Source organism: Pelovirga sp., from assembly GCF_059864205.1.
The window spans coordinates 1-2,670 of record NZ_JCBCBS010000135.1 but is presented as its reverse complement, the minus strand read 5'-3'; the positions used below and the strand labels follow the sequence as shown (position 1 = coordinate 2,670).

Below are 2,670 nucleotides of genomic sequence, written 5' to 3'. Positions count from 1 at the left end.
TAACTTTGAATGGGGAAAAAAAGTGTCTTAATTATGGTCAAAGTGTCTGTAGGGGAGCTAAATCGGTATTTTTGAGGGGTCTTAAAAGAGAAAAAGCCTCACTAAATTATATACTTAGCAAGGCTTCTTTGAATGTCTGGTGCCGAAGGGGAGACTCGCCCACTATGTCACCACCATCACGGTTGTTCCTGCGTCGGCTCCCCTGCGCTCACTGACGCAGCCATCCGTGGCTGCTTTTCTGACATTTAGTCAGCGCTCGCTTCGCTTCGAGTCTCGATCGTTGAACAAAAAAAAAGACCGCAAATGCGGTCTGTTTTTTTTGGTGCCGAAGGGGAGACTCGAACTCCCACGGGCCTACGCCCACTAGACCCTGAACCTAGCGTGTCTACCAATTCCACCACTTCGGCGTACAACGTGGGCACGTTATAACAAAGGAATTTTTTGTTTGCAACAAAAAAAACAGCCCTTCAGCAAAGGCTATTACGGCCGTAAAGGCGCCACAATGAGGGTCTGGTATTTTTTTACGGTAACCAGTCCGGGGCGAGCTCCCTTGGGGCGCGAGACATTTTCTGCCGTCGCCATCATCACCTCAACCCTGGCATCATGTTGTGCCTTGGAATATCCGGCAGCGATAGCAGCAGCATAGAGCATATCTTCATCGGTTACGGGAAACGTTGCCGGCGATGCCTTTAGCACCACATGGGCACCCGGGCAGTTGCAGGCATGGAACCACAGATCACCACTTTTAAGTTGCCGGCCCGACAACAGATCGTTGTGCCGATTATTTCTGCCGCGCAGGACCTTGATACCGGAAGGGCTGACAAGTTCTTGTGGTGCACTGGACTGGCGGGTACGTTTTTTATGCTGCCCCCCGCCCCCCTTGAGCAGACCGGCTTCATCCAGCTCGGCATAAATGGCTTCCAGATCAGCAGGCTCCGCCTGATCGTCCAACTGGTAGAGCAATTCTGCCAACCACTCTTGTTCAAGCCGCGTTTCTGCGAGCCGCCGCTGACTGTGTTCAACGCCCCGCGCTGCCTTTTTGTATTTTTTGAAGTAATTCTGTGCATTCTGCTGCGGTGACAGCCGCCCATCGAGATCAATATCAATAACTTCTGCAGTGGCTGAAAACATATTCGCCACGGTGAACTGTTCCATCCCTTTTTTCACCAGATGGAGATTCGCCAGAAGCAAATCACCTTTGATTCTATCCTCTTGCGAGTGCTGCTGACGCTCCAGTTCTGTACTGATCTTGTGATAACGCTTGGTCAGTTTTTTTTGCTGGCGCACAATCGCCTGACGCAGGCGCTGTTGGATTCCCTGAGGGGTGACACCTGCTGCCGGGTTGTTTCCTTGCTGATCCAGATAATCACTCCAGCAAAGGTAACCTTCCGGCAGCGGTAAAGCTGGTTGTGACTGGCCAATCGGTGCCTCAGGTTTGTCGGGGTAGCGATAAGTTTTCCCTGCCACTAGTTGTCGTCCTGAACCCTCGCCGCTATCGCGTTTGAGCACGTCAATGATGATGTCGTGCTGATTGACCAGTATCATGTTACCTATCGTACCGATCATTTCCACCATCAAAAAACACAGGCCCTTAGGTCCGTGGCAGTCGATCCGTACCACCCGATCATCATTGACCAGTTGCACCCGGTCGATTCGACTCAGCCGTGAGCGCAGCAACTGGCAGAAGCGTGGCGGCTGATGGGGGTTAAGCCATTCTCTTTGAGATAAGTGAATGCGCTGCTGCCCCGATTTGACGGAAACAAGTAAGCGCAGGTTAGCAGTTCCGTTCCATAGACGCAGGACCAGCACCTCGGCTTCGGGCTGATGGATTTTTGATATCCGTGCACCGGCGATCTGCGTTTGCAGTTCGGTAATGATTTCCTTAAGCAGGGCATATTTCATTTATGCAAGCCAGATCATTTCTGTTGCCCAATTATTTTTGTGGTCTTTTGCCAGGGTCGACAACCACTCATCTCCATCTCGATGGCAAAGCTGAGGAATGTTCGTATCAGAACAATGATCGCCAGCATGCCGACACTGGAAAAAGTAAATTCAACAGCTACCGTTTTGATGATGTCTGCCGCCACCAGGAATTCGAGTCCGAGCAGAATGCCCCGCGCTAACTGCAGACGATAGCTGTGAAACAGTTCCTCGCTCGCCCCTTTTTTCACCAACAGATAGAGGTTATAGAAGGATGCGTAAAGCGAAAACAGCATGATGATGCCGATTCCCAGCAACTCAAGGGAAAAAACACTCCACTGGGCAATCGTCAGAACGACTTCATGAAAATCTGCCGTCATGGTTCCTCCGGTTTTTAAGAACTGAACAAAATCAAAAATAGTGACTGGCTTGCAGGCTCTTGTGTGTTCCGCTTTCAAATCCAATCTGCTAGTATATAAATTATACCAGTTCCATCAACCAGTAATCCAACCTGCCCATACTTTGACATTACTGATTAGCACCAATCTTCCGCTCTCCTCTGAAAAGTCGCCACTCTCGCGAAAGCGGGAGTCCAGGAATCTGAGCAAACCCCCTGGTTCCTGCCAACTCGCGATGAAGAATGGAGACTGAGGTCAGCTTTCCGCTTGCAGATTGCTCATCTGCCTGCTATAGAATTAAGTATGCTTTTCCTACCTTATCAATGAACTATCATCAACAACCTACTATGTC

2 protein-coding genes and 1 tRNA gene are annotated in these 2,670 nt (G+C 50.1%); all 3 read right to left on the bottom strand.

Features of this window, described 5'->3' with window-relative positions:
* Positions 1-320: 320 nt before the first annotated feature.
* The 3 genes from AC6F7T_RS08385 to AC6F7T_RS08375 all read right to left on the bottom strand — a co-directional run bounded on the left by AC6F7T_RS08385 (position 321) and on the right by AC6F7T_RS08375 (position 2,300).
* Positions 321-407 (bottom strand) — tRNA-Leu (locus tag AC6F7T_RS08385).
* Between the two features lie 73 nt (positions 408-480).
* Positions 481-1,902 carry an NFACT RNA binding domain-containing protein gene (locus AC6F7T_RS08380; RefSeq protein WP_500717790.1) on the bottom strand — a complete coding sequence of 474 codons (1,422 nt, stop codon included), beginning with the start codon at positions 1,900-1,902 and terminating at the stop codon, positions 481-483.
* Positions 1,903-1,916: 14 nt separating this feature from the next.
* A complete protein-coding gene (locus AC6F7T_RS08375) occupies positions 1,917-2,300 on the bottom strand; it encodes a DUF1622 domain-containing protein (RefSeq protein ID WP_500717789.1) in 384 nt (127 codons plus the stop codon).
* Between the last annotated feature and the right edge of the window lie 370 nt (positions 2,301-2,670).

Excerpts from the sequence above, each read along its gene's own strand:
- AC6F7T_RS08380 (WP_500717790.1), bottom strand. The coding sequence starts at position 1,902 with ATGAAATATGCCCTGCTTAAGGAAATCATTACCGAACTGCAAACGCAG.
- AC6F7T_RS08375 (WP_500717789.1), bottom strand. The coding sequence starts at position 2,300 with ATGACGGCAGATTTTCATGAAGTCGTTCTGACGATTGCCCAGTGGAGT.